Genomic DNA, 18,547 nt, shown 5'->3' with positions numbered 1-18,547 from the left:
GATTTTCAATGTCAGCTAAAACGACTCTCGCCCTGGCCCTGTGTGTTGCGATCACCGGTTGTGCACAGACACCTAAAAACGACGCGGAAGGCGGCACTTGGTGGCCGTTCGGTTCCTCCGACAAGGTGGCGACCAATGAATCGGCTCCGGCACCAACCCCGGCTCCAGCGCCGCTGAAACCTGCCGCAACCGCGCCGGTTGCCAAGGCTGAAAGCAGCAATCCATGGTACTGGCCGTTCGGTTCCGATGATGCAGCAGTCAAAGCTGACATGAAGGCCGAAGTCGCACCTGAAGCGAAAAAACCGGTTGCCGTGGCCAAGGCTGAAGCTGACGCAGGTGGCAAATGGTGGTGGCCGTTCGGCGGTAAAGATCAGCCTGTGGCCAAAGCAGTGCCGATGCCGGATCCGAAAGTCACCCAAGCCTGGCTCGACGACTACGAGCCGCGCCTGCGCACCGCAATCAAAGACAGCAATCTGCAACTCGAGCGCCGCGACAATGTGCTGGTTGTGACCGCCCCTGTTGAAGGCTCGTTCAACCCGGATCGCCCGGCGATGTTGCTGCCAGTCACCCTCGGCCCGTTCACCCGTGTGGCGAAAATTCTCGAAGCCGACCCGAAAACTGCCGTGCTTGTACTTGGCCACAGCGACACCAGCGGTGCAGCCCCAGCCAACACCAAACTGAGTCAGGAACGTGCCCAGGCCATTGCGGCGATCTTCCGCCTCAGCGGCTTGCAGCGTGATCGCCTGATGCTGCGCGGCATGGGCTCGGAAGCGCCACGTGCCGCCAACGACAGCGTTGAAGGCCGTGCCTTGAACCGTCGTGTTGAACTGCTGGTGACCCCGCAGAACACCATGGTTGCGCTGCTCAGCAAATACAACATGCCGGCACCGAGGCCAGTGACCCTGGTCGCTGCACAAGACGTCAAGCCTGTGGCCAAACCGGTGACGCCAGCCCCGGCCGCGAAGAAAGCCGCTGTACCCGCCACCAAAAAGGCCCCGGCCAAGAAAGCTGCCGCCAAGGCTCCGGCGAAAAAGGCGCCAGCCAAAGCTCCAGCGAAGAAGACCGCGCCAGCCAAAGCCGCCGCGACCGACAAGAAAGTCGCCGCCACCGATGCCACCAAGAAGTAATCCGCAAACGAAAAGGAATGCGCCATGACCCAGGCTCTGGCAGATATGCGTCGTGATTACACCCGTGAGGGACTGACCGAGGCGCAAGCCCCGGCCGAGCCGTTTGCGCTGTTTCACCAGTGGTTTGCCGATGCGGTGAAAACCGAGCAGGCGCCGGTGGAAGCCAACGCCATGACCGTGGCCACGGTGGATGCGGACGGGCGTCCGCATTGCCGCATTCTGCTGCTGAAGGGTCTGGACGAGCAGGGTTTCACCTTCTTCACCAACTACGACAGTGCCAAGGGGCAGCATCTGGCGGCCAATCCGTTTGCTGCCATGACCTTCTTCTGGCCGACCCTCGAGCGCCAGGTGCGCATCGAAGGTCGGGTGGTGAAGGTCACGCCTGCTGAGTCCGATGCGTATTATCAGGTGCGCCCATTGGGCAGCCGTCTCGGCGCCTGGGCATCGCCGCAGAGTCGGGTGATCAACGGACGAGGTGAGCTGGAAGATTTGCTCAAGGCCACCGAGCAGCGCTTCAGCGACACCCAACCGAATTGCCCGGAACACTGGGGCGGTTATCGCTTGCTGCCCGAACGCATCGAGTTCTGGCAGGGCCGTTCGAGCCGACTGCACGATCGCCTCAACTACCGTTTACAGGGCGCCGACTGGATTCTTGAACGTCTGGCACCTTAAGCAGTCTACCGAGCGAGATAGCCTGCCGCAGCGGCCTCCAGCCACTTCGGCAGGTCTCGACGCTTGATCTTCTGCGCCTGAGCGTGGGCCAATTGTTCGAGCATGAAGGTGCGTTTACCTTCATCCTTGCCGGCCAGCGACAGCGCCAGATCGCGGTCCATCCAGCGTTTGATCCGCACGTACAACCACCAGTGGAAGTACAGTCCGGCGACGGTGGTCACTACGATGATGAAGTAATCCATGAAAATCCTTGGGGCGGTGGCGCAGGATCAGCCATTTGGCGCTACTGTAGGGCTTATGCAAGGAAGAATCGCAGGCGTCTGTACCTCGCCTGAATGAAAACCAATTTATCCGTGCCACGTCGTGACAGGCGTCAAGCCACGGAGTTTAATGAATATATGTTCCTCTGGAGTTGATGCTATGCGTAAGTCTGTTCTGCTGGTTGCTTCCTTTTCCACGATGGCGATGTTGCTTACCGGCTGCCAATCGAGCCTGACCGGTGACTCCTACTCCCGTGACGAAGCGCGTCGCGTGCAGACGATTCGCATGGGCACCATCGAATCCCTGCGCCCAGTCAAAATCGAAGGCACCAAGACCCCGATTGGCGGCCTCGCCGGTGCAGCAGTCGGCGGCGTAGGCGGCAGCGCCATTGGCGGTGGCAAGGGCAGCATCGTCGCTGCGGTCATCGGCGCCGTGGCGGGTGGTCTGATCGGTTCCGCAACCGAAGAAGGTCTGACCCGTACTCAAGGTGTTGAAATCACCGTACGCGAAGACGACGGCAGCATGCGCGCCTACGTGCAGCAGGTTCAGGAGAATGAAGTGTTCCGTGTTGGCGAGCGGGTACGGATTTCCACTGTTGGCGGGACTAGCCGCGTTTCGCACTAAGCGAGAGCGGGCGGTAAAAGAAAACCCCGATCAGGTGACTGGTCGGGGTTTTTGTTTGTCGGTTCAAATTCCATTACACGTAAGTTGGAAGTAATAGCGCGAGTCTTCGAAGGAATGGTGAGTCAGCGCCTCAATGGCTCGGAGTTGTTGCAGGGTCAGATCGTAACCTTCCCACCCTTGCTGCTCTGTTTTCCAACCCATAATCGACTTGAGTTGCTCGGCGTAACCCTCGGGGAGCTCAATTGCCGATGCTTGAAAGTCAGTTGTCTTGTCAAAAGCTTCTACCAAGAATCTCAAGGCTCAATACTCCTTTTCTTACCTTTTTTCGATTTTTTGTTCTTTTTTGTAGATGTTGGCTCGCCAGTATTCGGATCGAACTCGCCAATGTGTTTTCCCCTTGCGTCGTACTTTTCTACAGCACCATGCATAGAGTCCCATTCAAGAATAAGTCCTTTTGCTGTTTTCCATCTTTTGCGTTTCGCACCGCCCCCTTGCACGGCTGTTTTACGACCCACTACTTTCGCATCAGGGAAGGCTGGTAGTCAGTCGGGCGGCGGATAGTATTCGTGATCCCCAGTTCGAGAATTGATAACAATATAAACCGGCCTGACCCCCGAATCCCGTAATCCTTCAGGCTATCGGTCGGCACCATCCCGGAAGGATTCGAATAATCAATAATCGCGTCCGGCAATTTGCAGGACTTGGCGAATACGCAGCCGGCGAGGATGGGCTCAGGCTTTTTGGCGGCAACTTCACGGCTACGCTCAAAAGCATCCTGGCGCGCCAACATGGCGTCATAAGCGTTTTGTCTGGCGTCGCGTTCGGCCAGTTCGCTGGCTGTCATGTAGCGGTAAGTGACGTGATGTCCGTCGCCCGCCGGTGGGTTGGAAACCCGGGGAATGTCCTTGTTGCGAGCCACTGATCGTCCTTTCGTTCATCCATCGACAGCCCCTCGGAAAGGGCTGCACGACGTTAACGAAGCAGGAAAGTTGTGGCTGTAGGACGAGTCGGTAAAAGCGTGGGGATTGTTCGACTACACCAATTTATCGAGCACGTACTCTTTGAACCAAGGTGGCTGGATGTCTGATTTGATTTCAATTAGCTCGCCATCAGTGATCTCCGCTATTTGCGTCAATCCCTCACTACCTTCGTCCGAGTTATCAAAAATATACGCTCTGTTGGATGCAAGAATGGCTTCAGAGAGAAGCTCAAGAGACCTCCAGTACCGTGCTTCTATTTTTTCAGGAGGAACGCTGTGCCCGCCTTGAGACACACGATAGGCAACCCTGGCAATGTTGATCTGAGGATCGGCGGTAGCGACGTAATAAACATACACCCTGTAACCGGACTGATGGGCTTCTGCGAGCAGGCGGACTTTGTCTGAGGAGGACATGACGGTTTCGAACGTAAAACTAATGCGTTCTTTGATCAATGATCTGCGTATGAAATCGGAAAGCGCTGATGCGACGTAGGAGTCGATTTCAGTGTTTGAAAAGCTTAGGCGTTCACCATCAATCTTGAGGGAGTCGAGCTTTGCTAGCGAATGTGGCGATTTCTGGAGAAGGGGATGCTCTCGGAAAAACTCAAAAATACCGTCTTTATGACCTTCGATACGATAAGAGGTGAAGTCAAAATACCCCGTATCTTTGATTGAGCGTTCTATGTCATCAGGGTTTATATAGTTTCCCAGCAAATGCGCAGGAACCAGTCGATTGAAAGTACTTTTTCCTGACCCGTTGGGGCCTGCAAATATCCGTATTCTCGGTGTGCTCAAGAATTAACCTGTTTTGAGGGTTTGTTGATATGCAGGCGAGTGCCGCTTTTCAAGTTCCCGTAGTTGCCAATTGAGCGCAAGACAACGGAGCTCTTGTCTGTTACCTCAAGCAATTGACCATCTTTTGCAACAAGCACCGCGGCACCATTGGCGAGCGCCATTTTATAGGCGTTGCTGAATGCCTTCAGAGCGATGGCCGGAATCCGAGACTCCTGTACGGAAATCTGATCGTCCGTCATTGGGCGTTTTTCTGCTTTACGTGACATGGATGACTCCAGATAACTGTGTCGAGAGAGTGCTGGCTTCTACGAAAGATATAGCACACTTGCCGGGTTCAGAGCCAAGCCCCTCCGTATAGAGGGGCTCTGGTTTTTTGTAGAAATGTGCATCTCAGGCGCTTTGTATCGTGCTCTTGCGACTTGCCGCCGCCGTCACCGCATAACCAATCAACGCAGCGAACAGCGAGCCGGTCAGAATGCCCATCCGGTCCATGCCCGCGTACTCGCTGGCACCGGGAACGAAGGCCAGCGAACCGACAAACAGGCTCATGGTGAAGCCGATCCCGCAAAGAATCGCGACCCCCAGCACCTGACCCCAGTTGGCGCCTTGGGGCAGGGCGGCGATGCCGATCTTCACGGCCAGCCAGGTCAGGCCGAACACGCCGACGGTCTTGCCCAGCAACAGGCCCACGGCAATGCCCATGGGAACGTCGTGGGTGAAGCTTTCGACGGTGACGCCACTCAGCGACAGGCCAGCGTTGGCGAATGCGAACAGTGGCAGGATGCCGTAGGCGACCCATGGATGCAGCGCGTGTTCGAGGGTCAGCAGCGGCGAAGGTTCGGCGTTTTTCGTGCGCAGCGGGATACAGAAGGCCAGGGTTACGCCGGCCAATGTCGCGTGCACACCGCTCTTGAGGACGCACACCCACAGGATCAAGCCGATGATCATGTACGGGCCAAGCTTGACCACGCCGAGGCGGTTCATCGCCACCAACGCCGCGATGCACGCCGCTGCCAGACCCAACGACAGGGTCGAGAGATCGCCTGAGTAGAAGATCGCAATGATCACGATGGCGCCGAGGTCATCGATAATCGCCAGGGTCATCAGGAACAGCTTCAACGACACCGGTACGCGCTTGCCAAGCAGGGCCAGCACGCCGAGGGCGAAGGCGATGTCGGTGGCAGTCGGAATCGCCCAGCCGTCGAGGGCCGCAGGGTTGTCGCGGTTGAGGAACCAGTAGATCAGCGCTGGCACCAGCATGCCGCCAATAGCGGCCGCGCCGGGCAGAACGAGCTGCGATGGCCTGGACAACTGACCGTCGAGCACCTCGCGCTTCACTTCCAGGCCGATCAGCAGGAAGAACAGCGCCATCAAGCCGTCGTTGATCCACAGCAGCAAGGGTTTGGCGATTTTCAACGCACCGATCTGCGCCACCACTGGGGTATCGAGCAGGCCGGTGTACAGCCACGACAGCTGTGAGTTGTTGATAATCAAAGCGAGGATGGCCGCGGCGATCAGTAATAGACCGCTGGCAGCTTCCAACTGAAAGAAACGCGTGAAAGTGCTACGCAGAGGCAAGGTCGCTCTCCATCGATAAGTCAAAAAGGTGGAACACCCTAACCCGTACCGTTAGTTGTTAAAACAAAAGTTATATTCTTTTTTGTTATATGTCGTTACGACGCTGTTTGCTGCAAAGCCAAGGTCAGCCTAGCAGTTGCCTGACACATTGAGACTCAGCTGTATCTGTGCGCGATGCAGGAATTTTCCTAAGCTTGCGCAAGAGCCTTCGAGGAGGCTGAACTCCTGCCCGATTCGACCGAGAACCCTGACCATGAGCGACAACCGACAGTGGGCCCGCGAAGCCATCCGCATCATTGAAGCGGATTTCCAGCGCAGCGCCGACACCCACCTGATCCCCTTGCCGCTGCCGGGTTTTGCGGGCATCGAGTTGTACTTCAAAGACGAATCCAGTCATCCGACCGGCAGCCTCAAGCATCGGCTGGCCCGTTCGCTGTTCCTGTATGCACTGTGTAACGGCTGGCTCAAACCCGGTGCGCCGGTGATTGAAGCGTCCAGCGGTTCGACGGCGATTTCCGAAGCGTATTTCGCGCGCATGCTGGGGCTGCCGTTCATTGCGGTGATGCCGGCGACCACCTCCAAAGAGAAAATTGCCCAGATCGCTTTCTACGGTGGGCAAAGCCATCTGGTGAAAGATCCGACGCAGATATACGCCGAATCCGAACGCCTGGCGCGCGAGCACGGCGGCCACTTCATCGACCAGTTCACCTATGCCGAGCGCGCCACCGACTGGCGGGCGAACAACAACATCGCCGAATCGATCTTCCAGCAGATGCGCTACGAGCAGCATCCCGAGCCGAGCTGGTTGATCTCCAGCCCTGGCACCGGCGGTACCACCGCAACCCTCGGCCGTTACGTGCGCTATCGCCAGCACTGCACCCGCGTGTTGTGCGCGGACGCCGAACGTTCGGTGTTCTTCGATTACTACCAGACTGGCGACGCCAGCCTGCGCCTGGAATGCGGTTCGCGGATCGAAGGCATCGGCCGGCCACGGGTGGAGGCGTCGTTCCTGCCCAAGGTGATCGATGCGATGGTCAAGGTGCCGGACGCCTTGTCACTGGCGGCCATGCACTATTTGGCGCAGCGGCTGGGACGGCACGTTGGTGGGTCGAGCGGGACCAACCTGATCGGCGCGTTGATGGCAGCGCAGCAGATGAAAGCGGCGGGGGAGTCGGGTTCGATCGTGGCAATTCTGTGCGATGGCGGCGAGCGTTACGCCGACACCTATTACGATCAGCAATGGCTCAAGGCGCAGGGGTATGAGTTGAGCGGGTTGATCGAGGCAGTGGCGGCGAGTGCCGAACGCGGTGAGGCGCTGCCGACTTCAGTGCTGCGCGCCAACATCTGAAGAAACGCAAAAACCAATGTGGGAGCGAGCTTGCTCGCGAAGGCGTCATCTCATTCAATATCATCGTTGAATGAAATATCGCTTTCGCGAGCAAGCTCGCTCCCACAGGGTTTTATGTGTTGCAGGTTTTACGCGTCAGGCATCCAGGCCCAGAATGTCCCGAGCCACAGCTTCAGCAATCCGAATCCCGTCGACACCCGCCGAAAGAATCCCGCCCGCATAGCCCGCGCCTTCACCGGCCGGGAACAGGCCCTTGACGTTCATGCTCTGCAGCGTTTCGTTGCGCGTGATGCGCAGTGGCGAAGAGGTGCGCGTTTCGATCCCGGTTAATACCGCATCGTGCAGCGAGTAACCGCGAATCTGCTTCTCGAACGCCGGCAAGGCTTCACGGATCGCTTCAATAGCGAAGTCCGGCAGCGCCAGCGACAGATCACCCAGCGCGACCCCCGGCTTGTACGACGGCTCGACTTCACCCAGTTCGGTCGAAGGAATGTCGTTGATAAAGTCGCCCACCAGTTGCGCCGGCGCCTTGTAATCGCTGCCGCCGAGAATGAACGCATGGGATTCCAGGCGTTCCTGCAACTCGATCCCGGCCAGCGGGCCGCCCGGATAATCGACTTCCGGGGTGATGCCGACAACGATGCCGGAGTTGGCGTTGCGCTCGTTACGCGAGTACTGGCTCATGCCGTTGGTAACCACTCGGTTAGGCTCGGAAGTCGCCGCCACCACGGTGCCGCCCGGGCACATGCAGAAGCTGTAGACCGAGCGGCCGTTCTTGGCGTGGTGCACCAGTTTGTAGTCGGCGGCTCCCAACTTGGGGTGGCCGGCGTATTTGCCAAGGCGCGCACGGTCGATCAGCGATTGCGGGTGTTCGATACGGAAACCTACCGAGAAAGGCTTGGCCTCCATGAACACGCCACGGCTGTGGAGCATGCGGAAGGTGTCGCGGGCGCTGTGGCCGAGGGCCAGAACCACGTGTTTCGAATGCAGGGTTTCGCCGCTGGCCAGTTGCACACCGACCACTTGGCCGTCTTCGATGAACACGTCGCTGACGCGCTCCTGGAAGCGCACTTCGCCGCCCAGTTCGCGGATCTGCTCGCGCATGTTTTCAACCATGCCGGTCAGACGGAACGTACCGATGTGCGGCTTGCTGACGTAGAGGATTTCTTCCGGCGCGCCGGCCTTGACGAACTCATGCAGGACTTTGCGGCCAAGGAACTTCGGATCCTTGATCTGGCTGTACAGCTTGCCGTCGGAGAATGTCCCCGCGCCGCCTTCGCCGAACTGCACGTTGGACTCGGGGTTGAGCACGCTTTTACGCCACAGGCCCCAGGTGTCCTTGGTGCGCTGGCGCACTTCGGTGCCGCGCTCCAGAACGATCGGCCTGAAACCCATTTGCGCCAGCAGCAGGCCGGCGAAAATTCCGCAGGGGCCAAAACCGACCACGATCGGGCGCTGGCTCAGATCGCCCGGCGCCTGGCCGACGAATTTGTAGCTGACATCCGGCGCCACGTTGACGTTACGGTCGTCGGCGAACTTGCCCAACACTTTGGCCTCGTCGCTTACGTTGAGGTCGATGGTGTAGATGAAGCAGAGTTCGGAGGACTTTTTGCGCGCGTCGTAGCTGCGCTTGAACAAGGTGAAATCGAGCAAGTCATCGCTGGCGATGCCCAGACGCTGCACGATGGCAACGCGCAGGTCTTCTTCGGGATGGTCGATTGGCAGCTTGAGTTCAGTGATTCGTAACATGGCGAGGATCCGGGTTCGCGGGGCGCACAACTGCGCCAGGGCGTTTGAAGGCCGAGATTATAAGCCGCAAAGGCCGGATCCGGTGAGGCTAAAACACTCAGTCGTTACGCGATCCGCCGAAATACCCGCAGCCGCGCTGCACCTGGCCGTCGATACGCAACTCGGCGCTCATGTGCTGCACGCTGCCAGTACTGCTGTCGACGCAGCGCTGCGGTGCGACCCACAATTCGATGCGCTGATTGTTGGCTTCACTGCTCAGATTGAAGCGGCCATCGCCCAGTTGTTCTTCAACATAAGGCACGGCGAGGGGTGGCTGACCGTCGCGGTCGATGACCATGCCTTTGCCGCTGACCTTGACGTTCCATTCCGGGCCATGACCGGCAGCACGCAGGATCAATAGTTTGAAATTAGGATCGTCGCAGACAGTGCCGGAACGCTCGACGCGATACAACTGAGTCAGATCGAGTCGGTCACCGGCGACCTTGCCGCGCACGTCGGCGAACAGCTTGCCTTGTTCATCGGCGAGGGTGGCGGCTTCTTGCAGAACGCTGGTGCCGCCGATGTCGTTGACCACGTATTGACGTTGATCCTGACACGGCTGGAACACCAGTTTGCCGTCGGCAGCGGTCAGTTGCCCCTGCATCCGCGTCTGCCCCACATGCGAGGCACTTTCACGCTGGCCATCGAACAACTGGCACGCGGCGAACAACGGCAACAGGGCAACAAGGACTAACGAACGGGCAACACGCATCTTCGACTCTCCAGACAAGTGCCGCCACGTTACGCAGCCTGTCAGTCAAATGCAAAAAGCGCCTACAGGGAAACGCATATTCTCGTGTAGGAGCTGCCGAAGGCTGCGATCTTTTGATCTTCAACCGACGCGAAACGTCTGACCGGTTTGCAGGCCTTCAACACTCTTGGCGTAGGCCAACGCCACATCCGCCGCAGGAACCGGCTTGTAGCCACGGAAATACGGGGCGTAGCTGCCCATGGCTTCCAGCAGAACGGTCGGGCTGATCGAGTTCACCCGCAAACCGCGCGGCAGTTCGATGGCGGCGGCACGCACGAAGCTGTCGAGGGCCCCGTTGACCAATGCAGCCGAGGCGCCACTGCGAATCGGATCGTGGCTGAGTACGCCGGTTGTAAAGGTGAAAGAGGCACCGTCATTGGCGAATTCTCGGCCGATCAACAGCAGGTTGACTTGGCCCATCAGTTTGTCTTTGAGGCCCAGTGCGAAGCTGTCTTCACTCATCTCACCCAGCGGGGCGAATGTCACGTTGCCAGCGGCGCAGACCAGTGCATCGAACTTGCCAGTCTGTTCGAACAGCTTGCGGATCGACGCGCTGTCGCTGATATCGACGTGAAAATCACCGCTGGTACGACCGATACGAATGACCTCGTGGCGTTGCGACAATTCTTTATCCACCGCCGAACCGATGGTGCCGCCAGCGCCTATCAACAGAATTTTCATCGTGCTGTGCCTCAAGTGATTGAACGAGGTTTCAATCTAGAGTGGTTTTTCCTGCGAATAAACGTGCTAATTGGCAACCTTTGGTTTTCAAATGGAAACAATCCATGAGCGAAATGGATGATCTGGCCGCGTTTGCCGTGTTGATCGAGGCCGGCAGTTTCACCTTGGCAGCGCAGCAACTGGGTTGTAGCAAGGGCCAGTTGTCCAAGCGCATCAGTCAACTGGAAGCGCGGTTTTCCGTGGTCCTGCTACAGCGTACGACCCGACGCTTGAGCCTGACCGCCGCCGGTGCGGCATTGTTGCCACAGGCGCAGGCACTTGTAGTCCAGGTGGAAAGGGCGCGTCAGGCATTGGCGCGGTTGAAGGACGACATGGCCGGCCCGGTGCGTATGACGGTTCCGGTTTCGCTGGGGGAAACCTTCTTCGACGGTCTGCTGCTGGATTTCTCGCAGCAATACCCCGAGGTGCAGATCGAGCTGGAACTGAACAACAGTTATCGCGATCTTTCGCGGGATGGTTTTGACCTGGCGATTCGCAGCGAGGTGGCCAATGACGAGCGACTGGTGGCCAAACCGCTGCTGGCCTGGCAGGAAATGACGTGCGCCAGTCCCGACTATCTCGAGCGCTTTGGCGAGCCACTGACGCCCCAGGCGCTGGCCGAACACCGTTGTCTGCTCAACAGTCACTACAGTGGTCGCGAAGAATGGTTGTACCACCAGCAACACGAGTTGCTGCGGGTACGGGTGTCGGGGCCGTTCGCCAGCAACCATTACAACCTGCTCAAGAAAGCCGCGCTCACCGGCGCCGGCATCGCCCGACTGCCTTCGTACCTCCTGCAAGCTGAATTGGCTGACGGCCGGTTGCGCTGGCTCCTGCGCGACTACCAGACCCGGCGCATGCCGATGTATCTGGTGCATCCGTATCAGGGCGGATTGCCGAAACGCACGCAGGTATTGGCGGATTACCTGATCGGCTGGTTCAAGCGCAGCGGCGAGGCGTTGGACAGACTTCAGCGCTGATCAGGTCATTACACCTACCCCTGTGGGAGCGAGCTTGCTCGCGAAGGCGGTGTGTCGGGTAAAAAATTTGCTGAATGTGAAACCGTATTCGTGAGCAAGCTCGCTCCCACATAGATTTGTTTAACGCGCAAACCGTCGGGCAATCAGATGATCGATCGACAGTCTGCCCGGGCCGCGTGCCATCAGGAACAGCAACACCGCCGCCCAGGTGCCGTGAGTCGGGTAGGCATCCGGGTACACAAACAACTGAATGGTCAGGGTCATGCCCAGCAGCGCCAACGCCGAAAAGCGTGTAGCGAAGCCAATCAGGATCAGAACAGGGAAGAAATGCTCAGCAAACGCCGCCATGTGCGCGGCGATTTCTGGTGACAGCAGCGGCACGTGGTACTCGCTTTCGAACAGCGGAATCGTCGAGTCGGCCAGGCGCGGCCAGCCCAACTGTAAGGTGCCGTCGATCAGATCGATGGCCAGGCCTTCGATCTTGGTCTGCCCGGATTTCCAGAACACCGCCGCAATCGAAAAGCGTGCAAGAAAGGCGATCAGGCTGTGGGGGATTTTTTCCAGCAGCGCGATGGCGCGAATGATCAGGTTATTCATGGCTGTTCCTTGAAATTCAGATGAGTGATGGCGTTGTGCGCGATCAGCAGACCGAGGGTTTGGGCCAGATCGAATTGCGGGCTGTTTTCTGCCGCCGCCAGCAGTGGCTGGCCTTCGATCAAATGGCGAATGAATGTGCTGGCGCCGGGTTCAAGCGCAAACACTTCAACCTCCAGGCCGTTGCGCAGTACTAGTGCGTGTTGTTCTCGGGTGAGGTCGATGCCGGCAAGTGTTGCCTCCTGCTGATGCGCCGCCCAGATAGCAACCACGGCATAGGCGCAATCAAGCAGGTGCAGGGACGGATGCAGTTCGAAACGCAGTTCGCTCAAGGCCTGCGGAGCGCTCAGTGCCGCGGTGATCTGCTCCGGGCGCACCGGGTCGGCATCGGCGGCGTGGTAGGCGCAAGTGCGCAGGTGTTCAAGGCGCGCCACGTCGGCCAGATAGGGCACGCTGGAGGCCGGTTCAAACCCTGCAATGAAATCCGCAAAATCTTCGCCGTAGCGACTCATTAGCGGACTTCGCGGCGGCTGGCTCTGGACGAAATTGGCCGCCATGGCGCGGAAGAACTCCTCGCCAACCAATTGCATGACCACCGGGTAACTGTCCGCCAGCGCATTGATCAACGAACTCTGCACGTTGTTGCGATACACCGCGAAACGGCTCGCAGGATCGGCGCCGTTGGCACTGCACAAGCCTTCGGGGCAGGGCAGGCCAACGTTGAGCAGCGCGGCGCAGAAAGCGGCTTGAGTGCTCATGCCGAACGCCTTGCACGCTGCAACAACTCATCGGCCTGCTGCGCCTCGGCCAGCAAAATGCTGAACGGTGGCACCTGATTGTCACGCTCGATCAATGTCGCCACTGGGCCGATGCGTTCCAGCACTTGGCGATACAACGTCCAGACTGCTTGATCGATGGGGGCGCCGTGATCGTCGATCAGCAAGCGGTCGCCGAGGCTGTCGCAATCCTCGGCGAAACCGGCCAGATGAATCTCGCCAACGGCGTGCAGCGGCAATGCATCGAGGTAGGCCTGGGGATCGCGTTGATGATTGATGCACGACACGTAGACATTGTTGACGTCGAGCAGCAAACCGCAGCCACTGCGACGGATCACTTCGGCAATGAAGTCTGCTTCGTCGATGGTCGAGCGCTGAAACGCCAGGTACGTCGCCGGGTTCTCCAGCAGCATGGGGCGTTTGAGGGTGTTCTGCACCTGGTCGATATGCTCGCAAACGCGGTTCAGCGTCGGCCTGTCATACGCCAGTGGCAACAGATCATTGAGGAACACCGGGCCATGGCTGGACCACGCCAGATGTTCGGAAAAGGATTGCGGTTGATAGCGCTCGATCAGCTCGCCGAGACGCTGCAAGTGTTGAACATCCAGTGGCCCTTCGGCCCCAATGGACAGTCCGACACCGTGTAGCGACAACGGATATTGCTCGCGAATCAAACCTAGAAAATGGTGAAACGGGCCGCCGGCGACCATGTAGTTTTCGGCGTGGACTTCGAAAAAGCCGATGTCCGGCTGCGAACCGAGCACTTCGCGAAAGTGCCCGGTCTTGAGCCCCAGCCCGGCACGGGGCGGGAGCGCAGAGCGGGTTGCCTGAGTGCAGGGGAGGGCATGGTCGTGGGTGGTGAACATGATCGTCACTCAGGCAGGCGGTAGATCAGGACTTGGCTTTGAACTCAGTCATCTGACCGAAACCGGTCGGCGAGGTTTTGCTTTCGGTGGTGACGCAGGAGCCTTGCGGAACGAGTTTCCATGCGTTGGCCTGGTAGTCCATTTTCGAGGTGCCGGCACAGGTGGTGCCTGCGCCCGCAGCGCAATCGTTCTTGCCTTTCAAGGCCACGCCGAAGCATTTTTCCATTTTGGTGTCGGCAGCCTGAGCGGTCGAAACGCTAGCGATGCTCAGCGCAGAACCAAGGGCCAGAACCAGTGCGGTGGCGGACAGGGTGCGGGTAGTAGCAGTCATGGTGTTTCTCCAGATTCAGCTTGGGTTTTACAAGCGAAGTGCGCTTGCTTGTCCCTCTAGAGAAACGACATGGCGATGCGTTACAGCCTCGCGCACATCTTTTTTTCAAAAAGGCAGAACCCTGTGGGAGCGAGCTTGCTCGCGAAGGCGATTTCACCTTCAGCATTTATTTTGATTGATCTGCCTCTTTCGCGAGCAAGCTCGCTCCCACAGTGGGATGGACTAAATTATTCCGGTATATCAGGCTGAAGGTATTCCGGAATCAACAATTTTAAGTGGGGTGGAGTGCAATGAGGCGGGGTGGAGTGCAATGAGATGAAGTGAGCCTATGCGAGCTGAAGCGAGTTTATCCGGGTTGAACCGGGTTGAACCGGGTTGAGTTTCAAGGAATGGCTGACGAAATCTCGCCGCCAAGCCGCCAAGCCGTCAAATGAAATGGCCAAAATGGTGAAAGGGGATGTAGTCGCTGCCGTGAGGTGTGATTGCGCTGGTCAAGCCCGCGTTATTTTTGGACGGTTATGCTTGCCTCTAAACCCAAGGTCGCGTTAAATAGCGCCGTCGCTGTCAATCCAGCGACCTGGGATTGGCGTCCCTGAATCACAGGCGGGTACAACCGCCGCTTGAAGCGGTTTTTTTGTGCCCGCAGCATGGCAGCCTGTAATGGGCGGGCCGTGCAGGGGCCTCTTCGGAGGCGCCGGCCCTGTGACCGGTACGCCAACCTTGTACGGTTCCGTCCACCTTGATTGGCGTCAAGGGGGGGGATATGCCTGAACTCACAGGATTCAACTATATGATGACAGCTTCAGCGGTCGCTTTTTCTCCTAATGCGCTTTGTTCGACCTTTGCCTCAACGGTAAATTGTGCCTCACCGTTGTGGCTTGATACTGCCGCTTTCGCCTCTCTGCTCAACCTGTCCACCCATCACTCCCACGAGATACTGGCGCAGTCCGCCACCGGCCAACCGTGGCACGGCCATGCTTTGCACGTACGCGTCATCCCGAGCACTGATGCTAAAACCGAGCCGCGCTACGAGGTCCGCGTCGACAGCCTGCCCGCCGGACTGTACCGCCAGTGGTTTGAATCCTCTCCCTTGCCGGTGTCGCCGTCTTCGCCCGTTTCGCATCACCTGTCGTTGCCGGATGCCCCGCACCCGCAGAATTGCCAAGCCCGCAGACACCGTGACCTGGCCTTGTGGAAATGGCGCTTGATCCAACCGGCCTTGGCTTGCCCCAAGCATTCCAGTGCACGCGGTGAACACCTGCGTCAATTGGCTAGCACGGCGCATGCCCGCCCCGACGGTCGCCGTCGCCGGGTCAGCCTCGACAGCCTCTATACCTGGGTCGCTCATTACGAACGGGCCGGTCTCACCGCACTGATGCGCCGTCCGCGCCGCGATGCCGGCCGCCGCGTGGTGGGCATCACCCGCCAGTGGGATAAGCGCTGCCCCTTGTCGCTCGACACGCAACAGCGCATCGCCGAACAACTGGCCGAACAAGTGCGCTCGTTATGGGCCGCTGGCGCACCGGGCTATCGCACCGTGGCTGAACTGGGCAGCGCCGCACTGTATGACCTGTCGCTGCAAGCCGGTTGGCAGGCGGTGACACTGGAAGACTGCCGACTGAGCCGCAGTTACGTGGAACACTACCGGCGTTATGCGCTGCTGGCGATGCACGACAAGGATGCCCGGCAATTTTTCGACCGAATGGTGCCGCGTATACAGCGCCACCGTGACGGCCTCAAGCCGATGGACATCATCGTCGGCGATGTGCACCCGATTGACATTCGTCTGACCCGTGAGGACGGATCGGCGGTCATGCCTCGGGCGATTGCCTGGATGGATGTGGCCACCCAGCGCCTGCACGTGACCTTGATCCAACTGGAAAAAGGCGAAGGCGTTAAACAGATTCACGTCGCCCAATCCTTTGCTGCCATGTGCAGCGCCTGGGGCCTGCCGCGCCAGTTGTACCTGGATAACGGCGCCGAATACGGCTGGCAGGACATGATGAGCGGCTTTGCCCAGCTCAGCCGCCTGACCGGCGCGCCATTGGACACCCGCCTGAACGAGTCACCCTATCCCGCGGTGGTGCGGGCGCGACCGTACAACGCCCAGGCCAAACCCATCGAAGGCTTGTTTGCCTTGCTCGAACAGCAGGTGCTGGGCATGCTGCCCGGCTGGATTGGCGGCAACCGCATGCGTCAGAAGACCCACAACGTCGGGCGCGAGCCGCATCCCTATCCGGGGGATTGGGCGGCCTTTCACCAATCGTTTGACCGGGCCTTGGCGTATTACCATGCCCGCGCTCAACCCTTCAGCCGCAGCCTCAAGGGTCAAAGCCCGAATCAGGCGCTGAGTGCGGCCATTGCCGAGGGCTGGGACGGTGCACCGCAAGTCGACCCGCTGGCACTGCGCGTGGCCTTTTCATCCGAAGAGACGCGTTTGATTCAGGGCGGCGGGTACGTCAACTGGAACGGCAAAACCTATTTCAACGACACGCTGGTGGCGCACAACGGCAAACGCCTGCGCATCCGCTTCGCCAAGTGGGACGACCGTTACCTGTTTGTTTTCGATGAGCATAACCAGCTGATTTGCGCCGCCGAAGAGGCGCAGCATTTTGCTTTCTTCGGTCCTGAGGGTGCCCGCGCCCAAGCGCAACGTCACAAACTGCTGAAACGGCATATCCACGACTTGCGCGGCAACACCGTGCGCCTGGATTTGGAACAGGCCATGTTGCGCCGTACCGAGCTGGCGGACCTCGCCCCGGACTTACCGCAAGGCCCGCGCATCGAATTGACGCCAAGCATGTCCAGCATGTTGCAGGCGCTCAAAGCCCAGCAAGCGCCCACTCTGCCTGCTCGTCCCCGCCATCCAGCCAGCGTCACCTCGCAATGGCTCACGCCGCCCAATGCCCTACTAGCCGCACTCGGCGATCCCGAGCCCGATGACGAATTCGGCCCACTCGATGCACAACATTTGCGAGAGTCATTGCCACCAACCTCGGGGCCGGTCAGCGGCCAAGAGGGTGACCAATGAGCGCTTTGATCGAAACCCAAGCGGTGCAACAAGCGCTGGCGTTGGCGCAGACCCTGCTGAGCGCCGACAGTAACCGCGTCGGCAAGATCGACGGCAAACCCGGCACCGGCAAAAGCACCATCGCCCACTACTTGGTGGCGCAGTTGGGCGCGGTACGGGTCTGCGCCTATCAGGGCATGTCGACCAAAACCCTGATGATCGATTTGTGCGCCGCGTTGGGGCTGGACGTGAATGGCGGCACGGCAGCTACGCAAATTGCCCGCCTGCGCCCGCATGTAAAAAACCGGCTGGTGATCGTCGATGAAGCCAACCACCTGAAATGGCCGCAACTGGAAGGCTTGCGCTTTCTCGCCGACGAAGCCGGCATGGCCTTGCTGCTGATGGGCACCGACCTGATGAACCGCCAGTTTCGTACACCACAAACCGGGGTATACCTGGCGCAACTGGCCTCGCGCATCGGAGCCAAGACCTTGCACCTGACGCGGATGCGCCGCATCGACGAAGGGCAAGCCTATGTCCTGCAACCGCTGTTCGGCAAAGTCGAGCGGGCCACGGCCAAACGCTTTATGCAGGTCAGTCAGGGTTATTGGCGGGATAGCGTGGAGCTGGCCCGTGCCTGTCAGCGCTTGATGGCGCCCAACGAGTTGACGCAACTGACCACGGAAATTGTCGAGACCGCCGCCTTATGGATGGCCGAGGGGCGTAAAGGGGACGCGCTTTAATGCAACCGGCGGGCGCTGCTCCCGTCATGGCAGGCCCAGACGTAGGGTGTGATGGTTGGCGCGTCGTACTTTACGAAGTCATCCATGAAAGCGGCCGGGCAACCGCTTTGCCAACCCTCAGCGAGCCCATTTGAGCGGGCAAAAAAAATCCCCGCGCTGTTTGGGGCAGCGCGGGGCGAGTTGGAGTTTCACCCGTAATAAGGATTGCCGCAGCGGAGGAGTAAGTCGCTGTGCCTCGTAGGGGCGCCATGAAATAGCCCCCTGCTTACCTTATTCCGGGCGCCATTAAATGCCAGCTTAGACCTGTTGAAAAGTTAATAGATGACAGAAAGGTTTTTTTGACAACCTTTCAGAGCACCAAGGTTTTAGATTGGGCCGAAACTCATGTACTTGCAGGCGGAGTTTCCGGCCGTGCTCGGCGTCCATACCCCTGTCGAAATTGCGCCTGTCCAATAGAACGCTGTCGTCACGCGCATCTTTGATTGTTTTTGATTTAGATATTTTGATCTGCGTTTGGATACTCGTGGACTGCAATTCTCATGTGTATTTGACGTTTAAGGTCTTGGATGTCCTACGCGAATAAGCTCTACACGCACTATTTCGA

The 18,547-nt window shown here is 58.9% G+C and carries 20 protein-coding genes and 1 pseudogene; 7 read left to right on the top strand and 14 right to left on the bottom strand.

The window, feature by feature from the left end; genetic code table 11:
- Positions 1-8 precede the first annotated feature (8 nt).
- Entirely contained in the window at positions 9-1,127 is a 1,119-nt protein-coding gene (locus ACIQVE_RS22610) for an OmpA family protein (RefSeq protein ID WP_402812400.1), read from the top strand.
- 24 nt (positions 1,128-1,151) lie between these two features.
- The gene (gene pdxH, locus ACIQVE_RS22605) at positions 1,152-1,799 is read left to right on the top strand and encodes a pyridoxamine 5'-phosphate oxidase (protein WP_402812397.1); all 648 of its coding nucleotides are present in this window, start codon (positions 1,152-1,154) and stop codon (positions 1,797-1,799) included.
- Between the two features lie 5 nt (positions 1,800-1,804).
- Here pdxH and ACIQVE_RS22600 read toward each other — a convergent pair whose 3' ends face one another.
- Positions 1,805-2,041: a hypothetical protein gene (locus ACIQVE_RS22600; RefSeq protein WP_402812394.1), complete on the bottom strand. Its 237-nt coding sequence runs from the start codon at positions 2,039-2,041 to the stop codon at positions 1,805-1,807.
- A gap of 178 nt (positions 2,042-2,219) precedes the next feature.
- Between ACIQVE_RS22600 and ACIQVE_RS22595 the strand changes: the two genes are divergently transcribed.
- A complete protein-coding gene (locus ACIQVE_RS22595) occupies positions 2,220-2,684 on the top strand; it encodes a glycine zipper 2TM domain-containing protein (RefSeq protein ID WP_007918566.1) in 465 nt (154 codons plus the stop codon).
- 63 nt (positions 2,685-2,747) lie between these two features.
- Here the strand turns inward: ACIQVE_RS22595 and ACIQVE_RS22590 are convergent, their stop codons facing one another.
- The 6 genes and pseudogenes from ACIQVE_RS22590 to nhaA form a co-directional block, all read right to left on the bottom strand.
- Positions 2,748-2,981: a hypothetical protein gene (locus ACIQVE_RS22590; protein ID WP_402812391.1), complete on the bottom strand. Its 234-nt coding sequence runs from the start codon at positions 2,979-2,981 to the stop codon at positions 2,748-2,750.
- Positions 2,978-3,199 (bottom strand): colicin E3/pyocin S6 family cytotoxin, encoded by a 222-nt coding sequence (locus ACIQVE_RS22585; RefSeq protein WP_402812388.1) that lies wholly within the window; start codon positions 3,197-3,199, stop codon positions 2,978-2,980. The genes ACIQVE_RS22590 and ACIQVE_RS22585 overlap by 4 nt, the downstream gene beginning before the upstream one ends.
- A 104-nt stretch (positions 3,200-3,303) precedes the next feature.
- Positions 3,304-3,603, bottom strand: a pseudogene (locus ACIQVE_RS22580) (toxin); the annotation flags it as partial.
- Positions 3,604-3,717: 114 nt separating this feature from the next.
- Entirely contained in the window at positions 3,718-4,458 is a 741-nt protein-coding gene (locus tag ACIQVE_RS22575) for a zeta toxin family protein (protein ID WP_402812385.1), read from the bottom strand.
- The gene (locus tag ACIQVE_RS22570) at positions 4,455-4,724 is read right to left on the bottom strand and encodes a hypothetical protein (protein WP_402812382.1); all 270 of its coding nucleotides are present in this window, start codon (positions 4,722-4,724) and stop codon (positions 4,455-4,457) included. The genes ACIQVE_RS22575 and ACIQVE_RS22570 overlap by 4 nt, the downstream gene beginning before the upstream one ends.
- 124 nt (positions 4,725-4,848) lie before the next feature.
- Positions 4,849-6,036 (bottom strand): Na+/H+ antiporter NhaA, encoded by a 1,188-nt coding sequence (gene nhaA, locus ACIQVE_RS22565; protein ID WP_402812379.1) that lies wholly within the window; start codon positions 6,034-6,036, stop codon positions 4,849-4,851.
- 253 nt (positions 6,037-6,289) lie between these two features.
- Between nhaA and ACIQVE_RS22560 the strand changes: the two genes are divergently transcribed.
- On the top strand, positions 6,290-7,384 hold the full coding sequence (locus tag ACIQVE_RS22560) for a PLP-dependent cysteine synthase family protein (RefSeq protein WP_402812376.1): 1,095 nt from the start codon (positions 6,290-6,292) through the stop codon (positions 7,382-7,384).
- 135 nt (positions 7,385-7,519) lie between these two features.
- On the opposite strand, the gene ACIQVE_RS22555 is transcribed toward ACIQVE_RS22560, so the two are convergent.
- The 3 genes from ACIQVE_RS22555 to ACIQVE_RS22545 form a co-directional block, all read right to left on the bottom strand.
- Positions 7,520-9,133, bottom strand: coding sequence for an NAD(P)/FAD-dependent oxidoreductase (locus ACIQVE_RS22555; RefSeq protein WP_402812373.1), 1,614 nt, complete (start codon positions 9,131-9,133; stop codon positions 7,520-7,522).
- Positions 9,134-9,230: 97 nt separating this feature from the next.
- A complete protein-coding gene (locus tag ACIQVE_RS22550; protein WP_402812370.1) occupies positions 9,231-9,884 on the bottom strand; it encodes a COG3650 family protein in 654 nt (217 codons plus the stop codon).
- A gap of 120 nt (positions 9,885-10,004) precedes the next feature.
- Entirely contained in the window at positions 10,005-10,604 is a 600-nt protein-coding gene (locus ACIQVE_RS22545) for a short chain dehydrogenase (protein ID WP_402812368.1), read from the bottom strand.
- Between the two features lie 104 nt (positions 10,605-10,708).
- Between ACIQVE_RS22545 and ACIQVE_RS22540 the strand changes: the two genes are divergently transcribed.
- A complete protein-coding gene (locus ACIQVE_RS22540) occupies positions 10,709-11,623 on the top strand; it encodes a LysR family transcriptional regulator (RefSeq protein WP_402812365.1) in 915 nt (304 codons plus the stop codon).
- A 120-nt stretch (positions 11,624-11,743) separates the two neighbouring features.
- On the opposite strand, the gene ACIQVE_RS22535 is transcribed toward ACIQVE_RS22540, so the two are convergent.
- From ACIQVE_RS22535 to ACIQVE_RS22520, 4 genes are read right to left on the bottom strand one after another with little or no spacing between them, the layout of a single operon-like run.
- The gene (locus tag ACIQVE_RS22535; protein ID WP_402812362.1) at positions 11,744-12,220 is read right to left on the bottom strand and encodes a DoxX family protein; all 477 of its coding nucleotides are present in this window, start codon (positions 12,218-12,220) and stop codon (positions 11,744-11,746) included.
- Positions 12,217-12,975, bottom strand: coding sequence for a DUF2063 domain-containing protein (locus ACIQVE_RS22530; RefSeq protein ID WP_402812359.1), 759 nt, complete (start codon positions 12,973-12,975; stop codon positions 12,217-12,219). Before ACIQVE_RS22530 ends, ACIQVE_RS22535 begins: the two co-directional genes overlap by 4 nt.
- Positions 12,972-13,859, bottom strand: a complete 888-nt coding sequence (locus tag ACIQVE_RS22525; protein WP_402812356.1) for a DUF692 domain-containing protein — start codon at positions 13,857-13,859, stop codon at positions 12,972-12,974. Before ACIQVE_RS22525 ends, ACIQVE_RS22530 begins: the two co-directional genes overlap by 4 nt.
- A gap of 25 nt (positions 13,860-13,884) precedes the next feature.
- The gene (locus ACIQVE_RS22520; protein WP_402812353.1) at positions 13,885-14,190 is read right to left on the bottom strand and encodes a DUF2282 domain-containing protein; all 306 of its coding nucleotides are present in this window, start codon (positions 14,188-14,190) and stop codon (positions 13,885-13,887) included.
- A gap of 871 nt (positions 14,191-15,061) precedes the next feature.
- On the opposite strand from ACIQVE_RS22520, the gene ACIQVE_RS22515 reads away from it, so the two are divergent.
- Together ACIQVE_RS22515 and ACIQVE_RS22510 are read left to right on the top strand one after the other, a co-directional pair.
- Entirely contained in the window at positions 15,062-17,221 is a 2,160-nt protein-coding gene (locus ACIQVE_RS22515; RefSeq protein ID WP_402812351.1) for a Mu transposase C-terminal domain-containing protein, read from the top strand.
- Positions 17,218-17,943 (top strand): AAA family ATPase, encoded by a 726-nt coding sequence (locus ACIQVE_RS22510; protein ID WP_402812349.1) that lies wholly within the window; start codon positions 17,218-17,220, stop codon positions 17,941-17,943. Before ACIQVE_RS22515 ends, ACIQVE_RS22510 begins: the two co-directional genes overlap by 4 nt.
- Positions 17,944-18,547: the final 604 nt, after the last annotated feature.

Source organism: Pseudomonas sp. NPDC098747 (assembly GCF_044760045.1).
Classification (GTDB): Bacteria; Pseudomonadota; Gammaproteobacteria; order Pseudomonadales; family Pseudomonadaceae; genus Aquipseudomonas.
This window is presented reverse-complemented; position numbering and strand designations above follow the sequence as displayed.